Genomic DNA, 1,224 nt, shown 5'->3' on the forward strand with positions numbered 1-1,224 from the left:
AACATGAACTCTGTTAAAAGTCAATAAAATCAGGCGGAAAATCTTTTAAAATCCGGTTGGTAGGCAACACCCGAATGAATAATAGCGAAAGCCTGCTTGAGCAACTTGTTGCAAACAGCGATCAAGGCCAGTTTTCGGTTTTTCCCTTTCGCAACCAGCCGCTCATACAACTCCCGGCAAGCCGTGTTCGCCCGCATTGCCGTCAGGCTGCACATGTATAGTTTGCTGCGGATCTGGCTGCCTCCCATCTTCGTAATCCTGACCTTGCCCCGGACACTGGACCCGGAGCTATACTCCCGGGGACACAGGCCAGCTTTGGCAATTAATTGACGGTAATAAGTAGCCTGCCTGAACCCTCCAAAGAACAGGAGCAGCATACCGGCTGTTTTGCTGCCAATGCCAGGGATGGAGCTTAGCAGCTCCATCTGCTCCTTGAACTGCTCCCGCAGGTGACCATCCAGCTCCTGCTCCAGCAGGTGAATCTGTTTCTGCAGCACCAGCAGCGTCAGTTTCAAGGTTCTCACGGTCACTTTATTCCTGACCGGTTGCTGCTCCAAAGCCTCCAGCGAGTTAAGGGTCATGGTTTTCTGTTTAATAAGCTGTTCTATGGCCTGCTCCAGCTGCCTGCATTCCACCAGCCGCGCCTCGTCGGGCCGCCAAAGCTTCAGCTCGTTCTGCTGGCCGTAGCGCATGATCCACTGAGCGTCCTTCCGGTCAGACTTGCCCTTGCCAAGGTGCATCTGGATGAAACGCTTGATGACCAACGGGTTTACCACCGCCACTTTCGCGCCCTGCCCAACCAGAAAATAAGCCAGGCGCATGTAATAAGCACCGGTAGCTTCCATCACATACAAGCTCTCCGGCCCGCCGCCTTTGAGCAGCCTGCGGAAGCCTGCCTTGGCGTTCTCCACCTCCAGGTGCCGGGGTTCACCGGCTACTAGGTGGCAGACAGCCAAGGTTTCTTTACTCACATCAATGCCGACCACTGTTTGCATAGCTTAGGGTTTTTAGTAAGTTTAACAAAAACAGAAAGGGAGAAGACTATTGTGGCTTTATCTATCCTGATGCAAGCTCTCGGGCTTTATGGAACTCTCCAAAGTGACAATAGGAAAAGGAAGGGGATTGTCATGTTAGACAGGCTTACAAGGGCCTTATTGTATAATGAATCTTGTTCCTTCCTTTCTTCTCTTTTATACAAGTTAATTAGTTTTTGCAAACATAGGA

Annotated in this window: 1 protein-coding gene; it reads right to left on the reverse strand. The window is 51.1% G+C overall.

Going from position 1 to position 1,224, the window contains the following annotated elements:
* Window positions 1–29: 29 nt before the first annotated feature.
* On the reverse strand, window positions 30–995 hold the full coding sequence (locus EFB08_RS17490) for an IS110 family RNA-guided transposase (protein ID WP_123128271.1): 966 nt from the start codon (window positions 993–995) through the stop codon (window positions 30–32).
* Window positions 996–1,224: the final 229 nt, after the last annotated feature.

Source organism: Rufibacter latericius (assembly GCF_003721515.1).
In the GTDB taxonomy this organism is placed as follows: Bacteria; Bacteroidota; Bacteroidia; order Cytophagales; family Hymenobacteraceae; genus Nibribacter; species Nibribacter latericius.